This window comes from Mycolicibacterium gilvum (assembly GCF_900454025.1).
In the GTDB taxonomy this organism is placed as follows: Bacteria; Actinomycetota; Actinomycetes; order Mycobacteriales; family Mycobacteriaceae; genus Mycobacterium; species Mycobacterium gilvum.
This window is the reverse complement of record NZ_UGQM01000001.1, coordinates 3,181,121-3,198,304: the sequence shown is the minus strand read 5'-3', so window position 1 is coordinate 3,198,304 and position 17,184 is coordinate 3,181,121. Positions and strand designations below refer to the sequence as shown.

Below are 17,184 nucleotides of genomic sequence, written 5' to 3'. Positions count from 1 at the left end.
GGGGCAGAACAGCGTTGACGGAATTCGGTAAGGCGTTGCGCGCCATCGAAACTCCCATCCCTGGGCTCACTCTGTGGGATCTTCCCGTGCACGGCGACAACCGCGGATGGTTCAAGGAGAACTGGCAACGCGCCAAGATGCTCGCCGCGGGCCTGCCCGACTTCGGGCCCGTGCAGAACAACATCTCGTTCAACCAGGCGCCCGGGACGCTGCGCGGCATCCACGCCGAACCGTGGGACAAGTTCATCTCCGTCGGTTCGAAGCGCATCTTCGGCGCCTGGGTGGACCTGCGGTCCGGCCCCACCTTCGGGACGGTGTTCACCGCCGAGATCGATCCGTCGCGGGCGGTGTTCGTGCCCCGCGGCGTCGGCAACGCATTTCAGACGCTGGAGCCCGAGACGGTCTACGTTTATCTCGTCAACGATCATTACTCCCCCGGCGTCAGCTACCCGTCGCTGAATCCGGGCGACGAGGCGCTCGGCATCGACTGGCCGATCCCGTTGGATCGTGCCGAGATGTCGGAGAAGGACCGCGCCCAGCCTCCGCTGTCCGAGGTGACCCCCGTGCCTGCGCCGAAAACGCTGGTCCTCGGCGCCGACGGACAACTCGGGCGGGCACTGCGCGCCGCGTACGCGGACGCACCGCACGTCGAGTTCGCCACCCGTGCCGACATCGATCTGTGCGCCGCCGATCTCGGTTCGGCCCGCCGCTGGCAGGACTACGACACCATCGTCAACGCCGCGGCCTACACGGCTGTGGACGCGGCCGAGACCGCCGAGGGCCGGACCGCGGCCTGGACCGTCAACGTCACCGGCGTCGCCGCGCTGGCGCGGGTCGCGGCCGCGCACGGGATCACGCTCGTACACGTCTCCAGCGACTACGTGTTCGACGGGGAGTCGACGCGGCCCTACCGCGAGGACGACGCGCTGTCCCCGCTCGGTGTGTACGGCCAGACGAAGGCCGCCGGCGATCAGCTGGTGTCCACCGTGCCGCGTCACTACGTCGTACGGACGTCCTGGGTGGTGGGCGAGGGCCGCAACTTCGTGCAGACCATGCTGACGCTGGCAGCCAAGGGGGTGGATCCCGCCGTCGTCGACGATCAGTTCGGACGGCTGACCTTCACCTCGGAGTTGGCGCGGGCCATCCGGCACCTCACCGAGTCACGGGCGCCGTACGGCACGTACAACGTGACCGGCGGCGGGACCGTGAGGACGTGGGCCGATATCGCCCGGCGCACGTACGAGCTGGCCGGCCACGACCCGCGGCGGGTGCGCGGGGTGCCGACCGACGAGTACTTCGCGGCGGCGACGGCCCCGGTGGCGCCGCGGCCGGTGCGCAGCGTGCTGGACCTGGCCAAGATCGAGGCGACGGGTTTCTCGCCGGCGGACATGGACGAGACGCTCGCGGACTACGTGCGGGCTGCGACCCGCCGCACCCAGCCCGTCTGACGGATCCGGGGCGGGTCAGGCCTGCACGATGATGGGGTCTCCGACGCTGACGGTGTCGAAGTACCACGCGGCGTTGTCGGGGCTGAGGTTGATGCAGCCGTGGCTGACGTTCGCGTAGCCCTGCGAGCCGACCGACCACGGTGCTGAGTGCACGTAGACGCCACCCCAGGTCACGCGAACCCCGTACTCCCCCTTGATGAGATATCCCTCCTCGTCGTCGAGCGGGATCCCGATCGTGCGGGAGTCGAAGGTCACGTTGCGTTCCTTGGACAGCGCCGTGAACCGGCCGGTCGGTGTGGGGAACTTCGGTTTGCCCATCGAGGCGGGCATCTCGCGGGCGACGACTCCGTCGATGCTGACGGTGAACGTGTACGCGCTCAGATCGGCGACGCTGACGACGGAGGAGCCGGTCTGGAAGCTCGTCGCGAACCCGCCGACCGAGACCGTGATCGGGGTGTGGGCCGGGAAGAACTGCGCGGGCTCCCACTGCACACTGCGGCCGTCGAGCCACCGCGTCGTTCCGGGCAGGGATGCGGGCGCCCCGGCCGGCGCCACGCTGATCGAGTTCTCCGCCGCGGTGCGGTCGCGAACCGGCTCGGTGAAGGTGACCGTCACCGGATGGGCCACCCCGACGGTCTGTCCGGGGCCGGGAGACACGCTCGCGACGCTGGTGTCGATCGCCGCGGTCGCCGTGGACGACACCGCCATCGTCATCCCCGTCACCATCGCGACGCTTGCCAGCGTGGCTGCGACCCGCATCGCGATCCCACTGCTCGTTCGGATCTGCTGTCGACGGTGTCTCAGCATGGTGCCATCCTAAATCTCGGCCGTCGCCCCCGGCGCCGATCAGCGCCCCACGGCAGACGGTCGTTGCCTTTGGTCGAGTATCGATTCCCCGTTCGGGAACGTTTCACGCCGCATCCGCACGCAGCGTCGACGCACCGCGGTTGACCCCCAGCAGTGCGTAGCCCGCGGCGAGGACGCACGCCGCCAGCATCGCGACGTTCAGCGCGACCGCCGGCGCCCCGACGCTGCCCGGATCCAGGAAGTAATACGGTGCGCGCCGCCCTGCGGTGTTGAGCACGAGGAGCGCCAGCAGCAGGTACGCCGCCGGATAGGCGAGCCAGGCGACGGGATACCACCAGGGCACCCGGGTCACGCCGCGGCCGACGAGCACCCAGTCGGCGATGACCAGCACGGGCACCGCCACGTGCAGCAGGAGGTTGGCCGGGGTGTAGCCCATGCTGTGTTCGGTCAGGAACAGATTCCACACCACACCCGCCATCACCACGTAGAGCACGACCGCGCCGCGCAGCCCGACACGGCCGTTCGCGCGGGGCGCCACGAACGTCCACAGGTAGTACGCCGCGGCGAGCAGGTTGGCCTGATAGGTGAAGGTGATCAGGCGCCAGCTCACGCCCCGGCTCGACGTCAACTCCACGATCAGCACTGCCGCGGCGACGCAGGCGATGACCGCGACGCGCACCACCGTCCGCACCAGCGTGGGCGGGGACGCGGCGACGGGAACGTTCACCTGCGCCAGGGTAGGCCGACTACGGCAAAGGCACCGGCAACGGCGGTGGTGGTGGCGGTGGCGGTGGCGGTGGGACGGCGTCGTCGACCCGGGAGAGCCGATCGCGGATCCGCTGCAGGATCCCCGGCCGTTCCGCGGGCACCGGCGCAGGGATCAGCTCGGGGGCGGGCTCGACGGGCGGAGGTGGCGCTGCCGGGATCGCGTCCACGGGGGGCGTGGCGGGCGGCAGCACGTCGGGTGGGGCCTCGACGGGCAGGTCCTCGGCAGGCGGAGCCTCGGCGGGCACGTCCTCGGCGGCGGGTACGACGGGTTCGGGGACGGTCTCCGGGGGCGGGGCGACGAAGGGTGCGGGTGCCGGAAGGGTCGGCGCGGCGGGTTGGCGCACCGGGGACTCGACGGCCGTGCGGGGTGGACTCACGACCGGTTCGGGAGCCACCTGCAGCGCGATGGCCGCCGACGCCGACGCCACGAACGTGATCGCCCCGGCGGCCAGCAGCGCCAGCGGCCCGCTCCGTGCACTCCGTGACCGGAGGCGGCCGGCATACGGTGTGACGGGGTCCGGGGTCGCCGGACCCCAGCCGGCGAACTCCCCCGGCTGCGCGCATGCCAGCGCGGCGCCGCGGGCGAGTGCCAGCGCAGCCTCGGCGGGTGAGAACACCGGCACCGCGAGCGCGTCCTCGAGCACGGGCAGCAGATCCTCGAGATCCTCGCCGGAACCCACGAGGACCAGCGCCTCGGGCTCCCAGTCTGCGCGGGTGAACACGGTGCTGAGCCAGCCGACGAGGTCGTCCTCGGTCACCACGCTGTGATTGACCGCGGTCTGCACGGCCTCCGAGGTCCCGTCGGCGGCGTCCTCGACGGACACGACGAGCGCGATGAGCTGTTCGGGTTCGATCACGCAGACGGCGGTGGTCCGGTAGCCCAGCACCAGTGCGATCCGCCGCGCCAGGGCGTCGGTCGCCTCGGAGAGCCGGACCGGCACGATGTTGTCGTACCCGGACTCGCGCAGCGACGTGAGAAGCAGCGACGCCTCCGTACCCGCATCGTCGCTCCAGGTCACACCGATCGAGTGCACGCGGCGGCCGAGATCGGCAGCGACGGCCTCGGTGCGCAGGACCGCGGCGGCAGCTTGCGCGGAGGTTTCCGCCGCGGTCGCCGATCCGCGCCTGCGGACCTCGAACCGTTCGCCGTCGAGGGTGACCCGGTCATCGTCGTGCCCTTCCACCAGCACGACGCCGACGCCGGACGGCGTCACCGACAATCCGAGAACAGCGTTCACCCACACTCCTTCGAAACCCCGGGAGACCCTACCCGCAGCTCACCTGTCATTGCACACCTGTCAAATCAGGTCGGAGCCGCCTCGGTGAGGATCTGCCGCAGGGTCGACGGCTCGATGTTGCCGCCGGAGAGGATCACCGCGGTGTCCCCGTCCCCGGTGATGCCCTGCCGGTACCCGGCGAGTGCCACCGCGCCGCTGGGTTCCGCGACCAGCCTCCCCCGGTATGCGTATTCCCTTACTGCGGAACGGATTTCGTCCTCGGTTACGGTGATCACCCCGTCCAGCACCCGCTGCAGGTGGGCGAAGGTCAGCTCGGACGGTTGTGAGCGCAGGCCGTCGGCGATCGTGCGGTTGCGGTCCTCGATCGACCAGTCGACACGGCGGCCGGCTCGGAGACTCTCCGCGGTGTCGCCGGCGAGTTCCGGCTCCACACCGAAGATCCTGGCCTGCGGGCACAACGCGCGAATCGCCGTGCCGACGCCCGATGCGAGACCGCCCCCGCTGACCGGGATCAGCACGGTCCGCACGGACGGGAGGTCTTCGGCGATCTCGAGTCCGGCGGTGCCCTGACCGGCGATCACGTCAGGGTGATCGAACGGCGGGATCATCACCCCTCCCGTGTCCGCGAGGACCTCGGCGGCGACCGTCTCGCGCTGTCCCGCCTCCGAGAGCACGACCCTGGCGCCGAGATCCCGGGTGGCCTGCACCTTGATGTTCGGGGTTTCCCTCGGCATCACGATATGGGCGCGCAGACCGAAGGCCGCCGCGGCGTACGCCACCGCCTGGGCATGGTTGCCGCTGGAGTATGCGACGACGTCGGAGGTGCTGCCCCTGACCGTCCCGACGGCGTTGAACGCGCCGCGCACCTTGAACGCGCCGATCGGCTGCAGGCTCTCCGGTTTGACCCACAGCGGACGCTCGGCGTCGCCCCAGCGCGCGGCCAGCAGCGGGGTCCGCACCACGTGGGGGCGGATGCGCTCCGCCGCCGCCCGGATGTCGTCGATCGTCACGAGCTCCATGGCTGTCTAGGGTATTGGGCGTGCCCGAGTTCTCGATGCCCGTCGTCCCGCGCTACGCCGAGGTGGACCAGCAGGGAGTCGTGTTCAACGGCCACTACCTGACCTGGTTCGACGAGGCATGCACCGGCCTGCTCGATGACCTCGGCGTCGCCTACCCCGATCTGATGGCCGGCGGCCACGACTTCCAGGTCGTGCACAGTGAGATCGACTACCGGTCCTCGGTGCGGTGGCGCGATGCGGTGCGCGTCACCGCCGACTGCGGCCGCGTCGGCACCACCAGCTTCACGGTCACGTTCACGGTGCTGGCACGCACCGGGGATGGCGCCGAACGTGTTGCGGTGCGCGGACACAACGTCTACGTCGTGGTGTCGACCGGAGACTGGACGAAGCGGCCCGTGCCGGACGGATTGCGTGCGGCGTTGACGCGTTCCGGGGCCACCTGAGCGGTACGGTCATGCCATGGGGCGCGATCACGGACACCACCGGGAGCTGCCGCCGGGAATGGCCGAACAACTGGAGCTGGCGTACGCCGGGATGGCGTCCTTCGGGCATCGCCCGTTCCTGACCGAGGTCGAGCAGCTCGACTCCTGGAGGCCCGACGCGGCGATCGTCGGCGCACCGTTCGACGTGGGGACCACCAACAGACCCGGCGCGCGCTTCGGGCCCAGGGCCATCCGCGCCACCGCCTATGAGCCCGGCACCTATCACATGGACCTCGGGCTGGAGATCTTCGACTGGCTCGAGGTCGTCGACTTCGGTGACGCCTACTGCCCACACGGCCAGACCGAGGTGTCGCACAACAACATTCGCGAACGCGTGCACATGCTCGCCTCCCGCGGCATCGTGCCCGTGGTGCTCGGCGGCGACCATTCCATCACCTGGCCCGCGGCGACCGCGGTCGCCGACGTCCACGGCTACGGCAACGTCGGCATCGTGCACTTCGACGCCCACGCCGACACCGCCGACGAGATCGAGGGCAACCTCGCCAGCCACGGCACTCCGATGCGCCGGCTGATCGAATCCGGTGCGGTGCCCGGGTCACATTTCGTTCAGGTCGGCCTACGCGGCTACTGGCCGCCCCGCGACACGTTCGACTGGATGCTCGAGCAGAAGATGACCTGGCACACGATGCAGGAGATCTGGGAGCGAGGGTTCAAGGCGGTGATGGCCGACGCGGTCGGCGAGGCCCTGGCCAAGGCCGACAAACTCTACGTCTCCGTGGACATCGACGTGCTCGATCCCGCGCACGCACCGGGCACGGGAACGCCGGAGCCGGGCGGCATCACCAGCGCCGACCTGCTGCGCATGGTGCGGCAACTCTGCTACGAACACGACGTCGCCGGCGTCGACGTTGTCGAGGTGGCACCGGCCTACGACCACGCCGAGCTCACGGTCAACGCCGCGCACCGGGTGGTGTTCGAGGCGCTGGCGGGCATGGCGGCGCGACGCAGGGACGCCGCGAACGGCGAGGTGGGCCAACCGGCGCGGTCCTACCGGGACCGGGACGCTACTTCGCGAGAGTGAACTGGCAGACGTCGGTGTAGCCCTCGGTGAAGAGCTCCGCGCAGCCGGTCAGGTACTTCATGTAGCGGTCGTAGACCTCTTCGGACTGGATCGCGATGGCGTCATCCCGACGGGACTCCAACGACGCCGCCCAGATCTGGAGTGTGCGGGCGTAGTGCAGCCGCAGCGGCTGGATGCGGTTGACCTTGAACGACGCCTTGGTGGCGTGCTTTTCGACGTCGTCGACCTTGGGCAGCATTCCGCCGGGGAAGATCTCGTCCATGATGAACTTGAAGAACTTCAACTTCGTCATGGTCAGCGGCAGCTTGCGCTCGGCGAATTCCTCGTCGCTGGGCTTGACGATGGTGTGCAGAAGCATCACGCCGTCATCGGGCAGCACCGAGTACGCACGCCGGAAGAACTCGTCGTAGCGGTCGCTGCCGAAATGCTCGAACGCGCCGATCGACACGATGCGGTCGACGGGCTGGTCGAACTGCTCCCAGCCCTGCAGCAGCACCGTCTTGCTGCGCGGGCTGTCGTGCTCGTCGAGAACCTTCTGGACGTGCGCCTGCTGGTTGCGGCTCAGCGTCAGGCCGATCACGTTGACGTCGTACTTCTCCAGGGCGCGCAGCAAAGTCCCGCCCCAGCCGCACCCGATGTCGAGCAGCGTCATGCCGGGTTCGAGTCCGAGTTTGCCGAGCGCCAGGTCGATCTTCGCGCGCTGGGCCTCTTCGAGCGTCATGTCGTCGCGTTCGAAGTACGCGCAGCTGTAGGTCTGCGTCGGGTCGAGGAACAACCGGTAGAAGTCGTCTGACAAGTCGTAATGCGACTGGACGTCATCGAAGTGCGGCTGCAGATCCGCAGAGCCGTTCGGAGTATCAGACAAGTTTCAGGCCTTTTGAGGTTCTGGTCGCTGTTCGGGGGACGGGAACTCGCCCGTGGTGGAGGAGATCCCCGCTGTTCGCACAATCCAAGCAGCGTACCCGAGGGGCCAGCAAGCCCGTGAATGCCCAGCGCACACCGCGCAGCAACGCACTCCTCGGAACACGCCTATGGTTGGGGTACCGCATGATGCCTGTACCGACCGCCCGGGGGGAGAACCTCAATGACGACGCCCGACCGCAGTCTCTTCACCGACACACCCATCCCGGAGGCTTCCGAGGCCGACGTCGCCGAACAGCAGATTCCGGTCGGTGACGCCGACGACGAGTCCTGGAGCGAGGCCGCCACGGTGAACGCCGATCGGGGCTGGCAGGCCGACGAGGCCGACCTCATCGAGCAGGCCATCGCCGTTCCCGAGGATGATTCGGAATTCGAGCGCTGACCCGGCACCGCCGGCGACACCTGCGCTGATTCGGCCCGGGTCGCGCGGGGTATCTCGCAGCGATGACGGACGCAAGTGATGCCACGGTCGACGCCGTCGGCAAGCTGACCGAGGCTCTGGAATTCGTGGAGCGTGCCAGGGGGCACCTGTATTCGTTCCATCAGTTGATGGGCCATGCCGACCTGCTCGCCGGCGAGGCGAGTGACGCGCTGCGAGAAGCAGGCGCCGACGCGATCGCCGAGCGGTTGGAGACCGATCTGATCGGCCGCAATGTCCTCTACGGCCGCTGGACCTTTCAGGTCGTCGAGGAGTTCGACGACAACTACTGGTCGCCCTTCCGGGATCACGAGCGGCAGGTGCGCGAGGAGCTTCTCGACGGCGCCCGGCACGTGCACGAGGCGCGGATGAAGGAAGAGCGACGCACACACGGCAGAAAGGGTCACGAGGCGCGGCCCTGAGGCTACGTTGGACGGCATGAGCCTCGACGCGCATCCGGTCCGCCGTAACGGCATCGCGCCGCCGGAGGTTCCGCTGGCCGACATCGACCTCGGTTCGTGGGAGTTCTGGGGTCTCGATGACGACTTCCGCGACGGCGCGTTCGCCACACTGCGACGGGAAGCGCCGGTCTCCTTCCACCGGGCCTACATCACCGACGAGGACGCCGAGGTCGCCGGTCACTGGGCTCTCACCCGCCACGACGACGTCTTCTTCGCCAGCAGGCATCCCGAGATCTTCAGCTCGGCGCTGGGGATCACCGTGGGCGACCAAACCCCCGAGCTGGCCGAGTATTTCGGGTCGATGATCGCGATGGACGACCCGAGGCACACCCGGCTGCGCAACATCGTGCGCAGCGCGTTCACCCCCCGGGTCCTGGCACTGATCGAGGACTCGGTGCGTCAGCGCGCGCGGCGGCTCGTCGAGGACATGGTGGCCGCCCATCCCGACGGTCGCGGCGAGCTCGTCGCCGAGCTGGCGGGCCCGCTCCCGCTGCAGATCATCTGCGACATGATGGGCATTCCACCCCGCGACCACCAGAAGATCTTCCACTGGACGAACGTCATCCTCGGCTTCGGCGACCCTGACATCGCCACCGACTTCGACGAATTCGTCTCTGTCGCAATGGGTATCGGGGCATACGCGTCGGAGCTCGCCGACGACCGGCGGGCCCGCCCCGGCGACGACCTGACCACGGCGCTGATCGAGGCGGAGCTCGACGGCGAGCGTCTGACCTCCGCCGAGGTCGCATCGTTCTTCATCCTGCTCGTCGTCGCGGGTAACGAGACGACCCGCAACGCGATCAGCCACGGTGTGCTCGCTCTGAGTCGCTACCCCGAACAGCGCGATCGCTGGTGGTCCGACTACGCCGGGCTCGCACCGACCGCAGTCGAGGAGATCGTGCGGTGGGCGTCGCCGGTCGCATACATGCGCCGCACCGCGACCCGCGACGTCGAAGTCGGGGGCCAGACGATCGCCGCCGGAGACAAGGTCACCCTCTGGTACGGCTCAGCGAACCGCGACGAGACGAAGTTCGACAACCCGTGGCTGTTCGACGTCGGCCGTCACCCCAACCCGCATGTCGGGTTCGGTGGTGGAGGCGCGCACTTCTGTCTCGGCGCCAACCTGGCCCGACGCGAGATCACGGTCGCCTTCGAAGAACTCCACCGTCTCGTTCCCGACATCCACGCCACCGAGGAGCCGGGCCGGCTCCACTCGGCGTTCATCCACGGGATCAAGACCCTGCCCGTGGCCTGGACCCCGCCGACCCGCTAGCGGGTTCTGGTGTCGGGGCCCACGGTGTGGGTGGTGTCGTCGCGGTGGGTGGTCACACCGGTCTGGGTGTTCACGTCCTCGCGGTTCTGCACCGCGGGATCCGCCTGATCGGCGGTGCGACGGCGCGGATCGAGCTTGTCGGCGTGCTCCCGGCGGGCGTCGATGTGCTCCTGCGAGCTGGTCAGCGCGTCACGACTCGTCGACGCGGTGTCGGCCAGGCGGGCCGCCTCAGCAGCCTTCGCCTCGGCTTCGGCGGCCTTGGCCTCGGCCTCCGCCTTCGCCGCACGGGCCTTGGCCTCGGTCTCCTCGACGAGGGTGGCCTGGCGTTCGACGCGCTTGGTGTCGTGATGGACTTCCTCGCGGATGCGGTCGGCCTCGGCGGCGCGGCGGCGGTTGCGGCTCTTGCGGGCCAGGGCCACGAGGACGCCGACCACGATCAGCGCGACGACCACTGCGACGATGATCCAGATGACGTTGGTATCCATGCCGACTCCTTCGATGGGGAGCCCGCCGACGTTGACGGCTCCGTCGACCGGTCGGATGCCCGGGCAGCGCCGGCGCTAAACCGTCACAGAGACGTCACAGCGTCAGTCACAGAGTGGCGGTGAAGGGGCCGACTTCCTGGCAGTACTTCTGGGGCGGATTGCCCTTCGACGCGCAGCCGCGGCCCGTGGCGGTATAGGTCGCGCCGGGACGGTAGGGCTGGAAGAACACCTGCGCGGGCAGGATGCCCCTGCCCTGGGCGCAGTGCCCGGCGTCATCTGCTCCGTGCAGCGAGATGCAGGCCGTGGTCTGGTAGGTCACCGCGCCGTCGCACGCCCCGATGTTCACCGTCGCGGTCACCATGTCGGTGCCCGAGACGTTCACCACGCTCGGCGCGCTGAGCACGTAGGTGCAGCCATTCTGTTCCGGTTGTGCACCCGCCACCGACACCGCCGAGCCCGACAGCAACGCGGTGAGGGCCAGCACGGTGAACGACCGGATCATCCCTGGATCGTAAGGCACCCGGTCGCCACCGCTAGCGGTTCTGCATCACGCGCAGCATGCCGGCGGCGGAACTCGGCCAGGTGAACTGTTCGGCACGGCGCCGGGCACAGTCGCGGCGCTGAGCTTCAGGACGGGTCAGCACACCCGCCACGGCCTCGGCGACGGCATCCGGGTCGTTGTCGGCGGTGGCTCCGCTGTCCCGCGTCAGGATCTCGGCGAGTGCCGAGGTCCGCGACACCACCGCTGGGGTTCCGCTGGCCAGCGCCTCGAGGGCGGCGAGGCCGAACGTCTCGTGGGGTCCCGGAGCCAGCGCCACATCGGCGCTCGCCAGTATCTCGGCGACGGTGTCGCGGCACCCGATGTGACCCGTGAAGTCGACGGGCAGCCGCGCCGCCTGTCGCTCCAGTCGCGCGCGCAGCGGTCCCTCCCCCACGACGACCAGCCTGGCGTCGATGCCGCGGCGGCGCAGAGCGGCGGTCGCGTCGATGCTGCGGTGCGGATGCTTCTCCACCGAGAGCCGGCCGCAGTGCACCAGCAGAACCTGTCCCCGGCCCGCCCACTGTCTGCGCACCGCCCAGGATCGCCGGCGCGGGTGGAACTGGTCGAGGTCGACGCCGAGCGGAACCGTCATCACATTCGTGGCGCCGATCCTGTCGAACTCGGCGCGGGCGAACGCCGTCGTGCAGACGACGGTGTCGTAGCTCGCCGCGGTACGACGATTGGCGGCGTCGGCGACCCACCGGGCCAACGGGTCGGGAAGTGCTTGTCCGACAAGGCGATCCAACCGCTCATGGGAGATCATCACCGTCGACACGCCGTGCCGCCGCCCCCAGGGTCCCAGCGACCGCAACGTGAGCCGATCCGATACCTCCAGCGCGTCGGGTCGCAGGTGCCCGAGCAGAGCGGTGACGGGGCGCGGAAGCACCGCACGGTATCCACCGGTGCACGGGATCAGCCTGGCGGGCAGGCTGATCCGCTCCACACCCGAGGACAGCGTGACCGTCTCGGGATGACGGCCGGGCACGATCAGGTGGACGGTGTGACCGGCCGCGCAGTACTCGGCTCCGAGGCGGTCGACCGCGGTCCGCAGCCCTCCGGAGCGCGGACCGTAGAAGTTCGCAACCTGGACGACCCGCATGGCTGCATCCCAGCCTGCGCAGGTGTGCGCTTGTCAACGGCGCACCGGCGCGTTGCCGAACAGCGGGTTGACGGCGGGTGCGCTATCCGACGTGGGCGGTCAGCCAGGCCCGGGTGCGTTCCCACGCGTCGGCGGCGGCGGCCGGGTCGTAACGGTCACCGGTGTCGTTGAAGAACGCATGGTTGGCACCCGGCTCGATGACGATCTCGTGCACCAGGCCGGCCTTCTCGAGCGCGGCCCTGGCATCCGGCTCGGTGGCGTTGACGCGCTGGTCGAGTTCGCCGTAGAACGCGAGCACGGCGACGTCCCGGGACCCGGCGAAATCGGGGGCCTCAGGAGTCGGGCCGTAGAACGGGAACGCCGCGGCGAGCTCCGGGGTCCCCGCGGCGAGCAGACGCCACACCAGACCGCCGCCCATGCAGAACCCGACGGCGGCCACCTTCTTGTCGGGTGTGCGCCGCTGCACCTCTGCGATACCGGACCTGAGGTCGGCCACCATGTCTTCGGGGGTGCGGGCGCCCAGAGCCGCGGTGGCCTCCGCCGGGTCCGCGAACGTCGCGGTGCCGCCCCGCTCGGAGAGCAGGTCGATCGCCAGGCTCGAATATCCCGCGCCGGCAAGCCGTCCCGCCACGGATCGCGTCCAGTCGTTGAGTCCCTTGTTCTCGTGGATCACCAGGATGCCGCCGCGCGGTTCGGCGGCTTGTGCCCACGCGCCCTGCAACTCCCCTTTCGGCCCAGCCCACGTCACCGGTTCCGTCGGCAGCGCTGCGTCCATCCCCGGCGGCGGTGCGTCGGACGTGGGTGTGTCCGACGTGGGCGATGGCTCGGCGGTGGTCTCGGCGGACTGCTGGTTCTGCCCGCAGGCGGCGATCAGCGCGGTCGCCGCGGCGCCACCGACCCCGAGCAGTGCCAGCCGGCGCAGCGCTTCGCGCCGGGACATCAGCCCGTCGACGTGGTCGGTGGCGATCTCTTCGGCGATATAGCGCTGCAGCGGCGTCACAACACCCGATTATGCGCGTCGACCACGCAAAATAAGCCGGTGTAGACACTCATGACAATCTGTTCACCGATTTCGTTGACACGTGACTGCGCGCACTGTTCGATGACGATGTGACCTACGACATGATCATCCGGGGTGGCCGCTGGTTCGACGGCACCGGAGCGCCGTCCGCGGTGCGCACCCTCGGAATCCGCGACGGACACGTCGCCGCGATCACCGACGGCGACCTGGACGAGACCGGCTGTGAGAACGTCATCGACGCGGCGGGCAAGTGGGTGCTGCCCGGGATGCTCGACATCCACACCCACTACGACATCGAGGTCCTCGGGGGTCCGGCCCTGACGGAGTCCCTGCGCCACGGGGTCACCACGGTGATGCTCGGATCCTGTTCGCTGTCCACGGTGTACGTCGACGCCGAGGATGCCGGCGACATCTTCGGTCGGGTCGAGGCCATCCCCCGCGAGCACGTCATCTCCGCGGTGAACACGCACAAGACGTGGTCCAACGGCGAGGAGTACATCGCCGCGCTCGAGGCGCGGCCACTCGGACCCAACGTCGCCGCGTTCCTCGGCCACTCCGACATGCGTGCGGCGGTGATGGGGCTGGACCGCGCGACCCGCGACGACGTCCGGCCGACCGCCGCGGAGCAGTCACAGATGGAGCAGATGCTGACCGAGGCGCTGCGCAGCGGCTTCGTCGGCATGTCGTCGCAGCAGTTGCTGTTCGACAAGCTCGACGGCGAGGTGTGCCGGTCGCGCACGCTGCCGTCGACCTACGCCAAGCCGCGGGAACTGCGGCGGCTCAAGTCGTTGCTGCGCCGCTCCGGACGGGTTCTGCAGTCCGGCCCCGACATCGAGAACCCGCTCAGCATCGGGTCACAGGTGTTCCAGTCGCTGGGGATCGTCCGCAACCCGCTCAAGACCAGCCTGTTGTCGGCCGCCGATGTGAAATCCAATCCCGTGGCGGTCAAGCTGCTGGGACCCCTTGCGCGCCTGGCGAACCGGCTCGGCGGGAACTTCCGCTGGCAGCACCTGCCGGTGCCGTTCGAGGTGTACGCCGACGGCATCGACCTGGTGATCTTCGAGGAGTTCGGCTCGGGCGCGGCCGCGCTGCACCTCAAGGACGAAGTCGAGCGCAACGCCCTGCTGCGCGACGAGAACTACCGCCGGGAGTTCCGCAAGGACTACGACGCGAAGTTCGGGATGCGGGTGTGGCACCGGGACTTCTTCGACGCCGAGATCGTCGCCTGCCCGGATCCGGCCGTGATCGGAAAGTCGTTCGGGGAGGTGGGTCGCGATCGCGGCGGACTGCATCCCGTCGACGCGTTCCTCGATCTCGTCCTGGAGCACGGCAACGAACTCCGTTGGCGCACCACTATTTCCAATCACCGCCCCGAGGTGCTCAGGAAGCTTGCCGCGGACAGCGGCATCCAGATGGGCTTCTCTGACGCCGGTGCGCACCTGCGCAACATGGCCTTCTACAACATGGGCCTGCGTCTGCTGCGGCACGTGCAGGACGCCGCGCGGGCGGGCCGGCCGTTCATGACGATCGAGGCGGCCGTACACCGGCTGACCGGCGAGCTCGCCGACTGGTACCGCATCGACGCGGGCCATCTGCGACTCGGCGATCGCGCCGACATCGTGATCCTCGACCCCGAGCGGCTCGACGCGTCGCTGGACGCCTACGCCGAGGAGACCGTCGACCAGTACGGCGGCCTGTCGAGGATGGTCAACCGCAACGACGACACCGTCTCTGCCGTGTTCGTCGGCGGGCGTGCGGTGTTCGTCGGCGGTGTGCCGACGCCGCTGGTCGGTGCGCATCGCACCGGCCGATTCCTGCGCGCTGCGCACAGGGTGCCGGCGCTGCCCGCCACCGAAGGGGTGCTGACCCATGCCGGTTGACCAGATCGCGAGGGAAGCGCCGGTGGAAGCGACGGTGTACGGCATGTGGGCGGCGCTGTCGGCGCGCGACTGGGATGCGGTGAAGACGTTCCTGGCCCCCGACTGCATCTACCTCGACATGCCTGTCGGCCCGGCCGCGGCCGCGCGTGGACCCGAGGACATCGTCAAGCGGCTCAAGATCGGCATCGAACCGCTGGCGTCGTATGAGAACTTCACCGGCCTGATGGTCAGCAACGGCGCCGACGTGATGTACGAGCATCACGAGGAATGGCACTGGGACACAGGCGAATCAGCGGTTCTGCAGTTCGTCACGGTGCACCGTGTGGAGGATGGCAGGATCACGCTGTGGAAGGACTACTGGGACATGGCGGCGTTGGCCGGCAAGGCCCCGCCCACCTGGTTGGCCGATTTCGCCGAGGCCGACATGTCGTGGGTGTTCGACGCGACCGGTCTGGTCTGACGAGCCCCGCTGAAGGAGACGATGATGCTGGACCTGAAGATCACCGGCGGCACCGTCGTCGACGGCACCGGCGCCGAACGCTTCCGCGCCGATGTGGGCATCAAGGACGGCCGCATCGTCGAGGTGCGCCGCCGCAGCGGTGACGCCGACGGGTTGCAGACCGAAGCGGCACGGGAGATCGACGCGACGGGGCGCATCGTGGCGCCGGGATTCGTCGACATCCACACCCACTACGACGGTCAGGTGAGCTGGGACGAGACGCTGGAACCGTCGAGCCTGCACGGCGTCACCACGGTGGTCAGCGGCAACTGCGGCGTCGGGTTCGCACCGGTGCGGCCCGGCCGGGAGCAGTGGCTGATCGAGCTGATGGAAGGCGTCGAGGACATCCCCGGCAGCGCGCTGGCCGAAGGCATCACCTGGGAATGGGAGAGCTTCCCCGAATACCTGGACGCGGTCGGCAGACGTTCGCTGGCCATCGACTACGGCACGCAGATCGCGCACAGTGCCGTGCGCGGGTACGTCATGGGTGAGCGCGGCGCGCGCAACGAGGACGCCACCGCAGACGACATCGACGCGATGGCCCGGCTGGTCAGGGAGGGCATCGAGGCCGGGGCCCTGGGCTTTTCGACCTCCCGCACCGAGGCGCACCGCGCGCTGGACGGCACCGTGATGCCGGGCACCTACGCCGTCGAGGCGGAACTGCTGGGCCTCGGGCGGGCGATGGCCGCCGGTGGTCAGGCGGTCTTCGAGTGCTCCCCGGCCGGCACCGCGGGCGAGAACGACGCGGCGTCGCTGACCGAACTCGACCTGTTGACCCGCATCGCCGCGGACATCGAACGGCCGGTGTCGTTCACGCTGCTGCAGACCGGCGGCGCCCCCACGCTGTACCGCGAGCAACTCGACCGCATCGGCAAGGCGCACGACAACGGTGTCCCGGTGTACGGCCAGTTCGCCGCTCGGCCGTTCGGCATGCTGTTCGGATTCGCCGGCTATCACGCGTTCACCCATCGGCCCACCTACCGCGCGCTCAAGGCGCAGCTCGGACCGCAGGAGCTCGCCGAGAAACTGGCCGAACCCGCAGTGCGGGCGGCGATCCTGGCCGAGAGCGATCTTCCCCCGCAGCCGGTCCCGCTGTTCGACTCGCTGTTCGCCCTGGTGCAGAACGCGCTGGACCGGATCTACCCGATGGGCAACCCACCCGACTACGAGCCGACCCCCGACATGACCGTCGCCGCGATCGCCGAGCGCGCCGGTGCGGACCCGCTCGCGACGCTGTACGACCTGATGCTCGAAGACGACGCCACCGCGATGCTGATGCTGCCGTTCTTCAACTACGCCGACGGCAACCACGACGCCATCCACGAGATGATGTCGCATCCGGGCACCGTGTCGGGATTGTCCGACGGCGGCGCACATTGCGGGCTGATCTGCGACGCCTCCTATCCCACGTTCCTGCTGACGCACTGGGCGCGGGACCGTCACCGCGGTCCGAAGTTCTCGCTGGAAGCAGTGGTCCGCAAGCAGACCCTGGATACGGCAACGCTTTTCGGCCTGTCCGACCGCGGTGTGATCGCGCCGGGCAAGAAGGCCGACATCAACGTCATCGACATGGATGCGCTGCGTCTGGATGTGCCCCGGATGGTCCACGACCTGCCCGCGGGCGGTCGACGACTCATCCAGGGCGCATCCGGTTACGACGCGACCGTGGTCAGCGGCGTGGTGACGCGGCGTTTCGGCGTCGACACCGGGGAACGGCCAGGCCGGCTGGTACGCGGAGTCCGCTGAGCGGGTTCAGCCCGCGAAAAGACCGTCGGTGCGGGT

The 17,184-nt window shown here is 69.3% G+C and carries 18 protein-coding genes; 9 read left to right on the top strand and 9 right to left on the bottom strand.

Annotated features, from left to right (window positions below; genetic code table 11):
* The first annotated feature begins 14 nt into the window (after nucleotides 1-14).
* Entirely contained in the window at nucleotides 15-1,448 is a 1,434-nt protein-coding gene (locus DYE23_RS15060) for a sugar nucleotide-binding protein (protein ID WP_115327532.1), read from the top strand.
* A gap of 15 nt (nucleotides 1,449-1,463) precedes the next feature.
* Here the strand turns inward: DYE23_RS15060 and DYE23_RS15055 are convergent, their stop codons facing one another.
* The 4 genes from DYE23_RS15055 to DYE23_RS15040 all read right to left on the bottom strand — a co-directional run bounded on the left by DYE23_RS15055 (nucleotide 1,464) and on the right by DYE23_RS15040 (nucleotide 5,280).
* Entirely contained in the window at nucleotides 1,464-2,255 is a 792-nt protein-coding gene (locus DYE23_RS15055) for a L,D-transpeptidase (RefSeq protein WP_115327531.1), read from the bottom strand.
* A gap of 103 nt (nucleotides 2,256-2,358) precedes the next feature.
* Entirely contained in the window at nucleotides 2,359-2,982 is a 624-nt protein-coding gene (locus DYE23_RS15050; RefSeq protein WP_172527780.1) for a Pr6Pr family membrane protein, read from the bottom strand.
* A gap of 19 nt (nucleotides 2,983-3,001) precedes the next feature.
* Nucleotides 3,002-4,261, bottom strand: coding sequence for a DUF7159 family protein (locus tag DYE23_RS15045; RefSeq protein WP_115328979.1), 1,260 nt, complete (start codon nucleotides 4,259-4,261; stop codon nucleotides 3,002-3,004).
* 65 nt (nucleotides 4,262-4,326) lie between these two features.
* The gene (locus DYE23_RS15040) at nucleotides 4,327-5,280 is read right to left on the bottom strand and encodes a threonine ammonia-lyase (RefSeq protein WP_115327529.1); all 954 of its coding nucleotides are present in this window, start codon (nucleotides 5,278-5,280) and stop codon (nucleotides 4,327-4,329) included.
* Between the two features lie 35 nt (nucleotides 5,281-5,315).
* Here DYE23_RS15040 and DYE23_RS15035 point away from each other — a divergent pair, with 35 nt between their 5' ends.
* Nucleotides 5,316-5,723: an acyl-CoA thioesterase gene (locus DYE23_RS15035; protein WP_115328978.1), complete on the top strand. Its 408-nt coding sequence runs from the start codon at nucleotides 5,316-5,318 to the stop codon at nucleotides 5,721-5,723.
* Nucleotides 5,724-5,739: 16 nt separating this feature from the next.
* Nucleotides 5,740-6,804: an agmatinase gene (gene speB, locus DYE23_RS15030; protein WP_115327528.1), complete on the top strand. Its 1,065-nt coding sequence runs from the start codon at nucleotides 5,740-5,742 to the stop codon at nucleotides 6,802-6,804.
* On the opposite strand, the gene DYE23_RS15025 is transcribed toward speB, so the two are convergent.
* Nucleotides 6,788-7,669, bottom strand: coding sequence for a cyclopropane mycolic acid synthase family methyltransferase (locus DYE23_RS15025; RefSeq protein ID WP_011894165.1), 882 nt, complete (start codon nucleotides 7,667-7,669; stop codon nucleotides 6,788-6,790). The two genes, speB and DYE23_RS15025, sit on opposite strands and share 17 nt — an antisense overlap.
* A gap of 219 nt (nucleotides 7,670-7,888) precedes the next feature.
* Between DYE23_RS15025 and DYE23_RS15020 the strand changes: the two genes are divergently transcribed.
* From DYE23_RS15020 to DYE23_RS15010, 3 genes are all read left to right on the top strand, one after another.
* The gene (locus DYE23_RS15020; protein WP_115327527.1) at nucleotides 7,889-8,107 is read left to right on the top strand and encodes an Rv3202a family protein; all 219 of its coding nucleotides are present in this window, start codon (nucleotides 7,889-7,891) and stop codon (nucleotides 8,105-8,107) included.
* A 62-nt stretch (nucleotides 8,108-8,169) separates the two neighbouring features.
* Nucleotides 8,170-8,565, top strand: a complete 396-nt coding sequence (locus tag DYE23_RS15015; RefSeq protein ID WP_011894167.1) for a hypothetical protein — start codon at nucleotides 8,170-8,172, stop codon at nucleotides 8,563-8,565.
* 16 nt (nucleotides 8,566-8,581) lie between these two features.
* Complete coding sequence (locus DYE23_RS15010; RefSeq protein ID WP_115327526.1) at nucleotides 8,582-9,877, top strand: cytochrome P450; 1,296 nt, start codon at nucleotides 8,582-8,584, stop codon at nucleotides 9,875-9,877.
* Here the strand turns inward: DYE23_RS15010 and DYE23_RS15005 are convergent.
* From DYE23_RS15005 to DYE23_RS14990, 4 genes are all read right to left on the bottom strand, one after another.
* Entirely contained in the window at nucleotides 9,874-10,362 is a 489-nt protein-coding gene (locus tag DYE23_RS15005; RefSeq protein WP_115327525.1) for a hypothetical protein, read from the bottom strand. The two genes, DYE23_RS15010 and DYE23_RS15005, sit on opposite strands and share 4 nt — an antisense overlap.
* Nucleotides 10,363-10,468: 106 nt before the next feature.
* Nucleotides 10,469-10,864, bottom strand: coding sequence for a hypothetical protein (locus tag DYE23_RS15000; protein WP_013471622.1), 396 nt, complete (start codon nucleotides 10,862-10,864; stop codon nucleotides 10,469-10,471).
* A 31-nt stretch (nucleotides 10,865-10,895) separates the two neighbouring features.
* Complete coding sequence (locus DYE23_RS14995) at nucleotides 10,896-12,002, bottom strand: glycosyltransferase (RefSeq protein ID WP_115327524.1); 1,107 nt, start codon at nucleotides 12,000-12,002, stop codon at nucleotides 10,896-10,898.
* A gap of 82 nt (nucleotides 12,003-12,084) precedes the next feature.
* Complete coding sequence (locus DYE23_RS14990; protein ID WP_115327523.1) at nucleotides 12,085-13,002, bottom strand: dienelactone hydrolase family protein; 918 nt, start codon at nucleotides 13,000-13,002, stop codon at nucleotides 12,085-12,087.
* Nucleotides 13,003-13,112: 110 nt separating this feature from the next.
* On the opposite strand from DYE23_RS14990, the gene DYE23_RS14985 reads away from it, so the two are divergent.
* The 3 genes from DYE23_RS14985 to DYE23_RS14975 are packed head-to-tail and all read left to right on the top strand — an operon-like array spanning nucleotide 13,113 to nucleotide 17,148.
* Nucleotides 13,113-14,903: an N-acyl-D-amino-acid deacylase family protein gene (locus DYE23_RS14985; protein WP_235660409.1), complete on the top strand. Its 1,791-nt coding sequence runs from the start codon at nucleotides 13,113-13,115 to the stop codon at nucleotides 14,901-14,903.
* Nucleotides 14,893-15,363, top strand: coding sequence for a nuclear transport factor 2 family protein (locus tag DYE23_RS14980; protein ID WP_011894174.1), 471 nt, complete (start codon nucleotides 14,893-14,895; stop codon nucleotides 15,361-15,363). The genes DYE23_RS14985 and DYE23_RS14980 overlap by 11 nt, the downstream gene beginning before the upstream one ends.
* A 24-nt stretch (nucleotides 15,364-15,387) precedes the next feature.
* Complete coding sequence (locus tag DYE23_RS14975) at nucleotides 15,388-17,148, top strand: N-acyl-D-amino-acid deacylase family protein (protein WP_115328976.1); 1,761 nt, start codon at nucleotides 15,388-15,390, stop codon at nucleotides 17,146-17,148.
* The last annotated feature ends 36 nt before the right edge of the window (nucleotides 17,149-17,184 follow it).

Excerpts from the sequence above, each read along its gene's own strand:
- DYE23_RS15055 (WP_115327531.1), bottom strand. The coding sequence starts at position 2,255 with ATGCTGAGACACCGTCGACAGCAGATCCGAACGAGCAGTGGGATCGCG.
- DYE23_RS15040 (WP_115327529.1), bottom strand. The coding sequence starts at position 5,280 with ATGGAGCTCGTGACGATCGACGACATCCGGGCGGCGGCGGAGCGCATC.
- DYE23_RS15035 (WP_115328978.1), top strand. The coding sequence starts at position 5,316 with ATGCCCGTCGTCCCGCGCTACGCCGAGGTGGACCAGCAGGGAGTCGTG.
- speB (WP_115327528.1), top strand. The coding sequence starts at position 5,740 with ATGGGGCGCGATCACGGACACCACCGGGAGCTGCCGCCGGGAATGGCC.
- DYE23_RS15020 (WP_115327527.1), top strand. The coding sequence starts at position 7,889 with ATGACGACGCCCGACCGCAGTCTCTTCACCGACACACCCATCCCGGAG.
- DYE23_RS15015 (WP_011894167.1), top strand. The coding sequence starts at position 8,170 with ATGACGGACGCAAGTGATGCCACGGTCGACGCCGTCGGCAAGCTGACC.
- DYE23_RS15010 (WP_115327526.1), top strand. The coding sequence starts at position 8,582 with ATGAGCCTCGACGCGCATCCGGTCCGCCGTAACGGCATCGCGCCGCCG.
- DYE23_RS15005 (WP_115327525.1), bottom strand. The coding sequence starts at position 10,362 with ATGGATACCAACGTCATCTGGATCATCGTCGCAGTGGTCGTCGCGCTG.
- DYE23_RS15000 (WP_013471622.1), bottom strand. The coding sequence starts at position 10,864 with ATGATCCGGTCGTTCACCGTGCTGGCCCTCACCGCGTTGCTGTCGGGC.
- DYE23_RS14995 (WP_115327524.1), bottom strand. The coding sequence starts at position 12,002 with ATGCGGGTCGTCCAGGTTGCGAACTTCTACGGTCCGCGCTCCGGAGGG.
- DYE23_RS14980 (WP_011894174.1), top strand. The coding sequence starts at position 14,893 with ATGCCGGTTGACCAGATCGCGAGGGAAGCGCCGGTGGAAGCGACGGTG.
- DYE23_RS14975 (WP_115328976.1), top strand. The coding sequence starts at position 15,388 with ATGCTGGACCTGAAGATCACCGGCGGCACCGTCGTCGACGGCACCGGC.